1 protein-coding gene is annotated in these 318 nt (G+C 62.9%); it reads left to right on the top strand.

The window, feature by feature from the left end:
• Positions 1-318 (top strand): acyl-CoA dehydrogenase family protein (locus tag V3391_RS17660; protein ID WP_332079757.1); only part of this gene is annotated, 318 nt, incomplete at both ends.

Here is a 318-nt window from a genome sequence, read left to right as displayed (position 1 = left end):
GCATCGCCTGGGGCGCGCTGGGCGCGGCGGAATCCTGCTGGCACACGGCGCGCCAGTATGTGATGGACCGCGTGCAGTTTGGCCGGCCGCTGGCGGCAAATCAGCTGATCCAGAAGAAGCTGGCGGACATGCAGACCGAAATCACCATGGGCCTGCAAGGCTGCTTGCGTCTGGGCCGCATGAAGGATGAGGGTACGGCAGCGGTAGAGATCACCTCGATGATGAAGCGTAACTCGTGCGGCAAGTCGCTGGACATCGCCCGCGTGGCGCGCGATATGCTGGGTGGGAATGGTATCTCGGATGAGTTTGGCATCATCC

Origin of the sequence: Luteimonas flava, from assembly GCF_036584485.1 — a bacterium.
GTDB lineage: Bacteria > Pseudomonadota > Gammaproteobacteria > Xanthomonadales > Xanthomonadaceae > Luteimonas > Luteimonas flava.
Note: the sequence above shows the minus strand (reverse complement) of the source record. Positions and strands in the feature narration are given on the sequence as shown.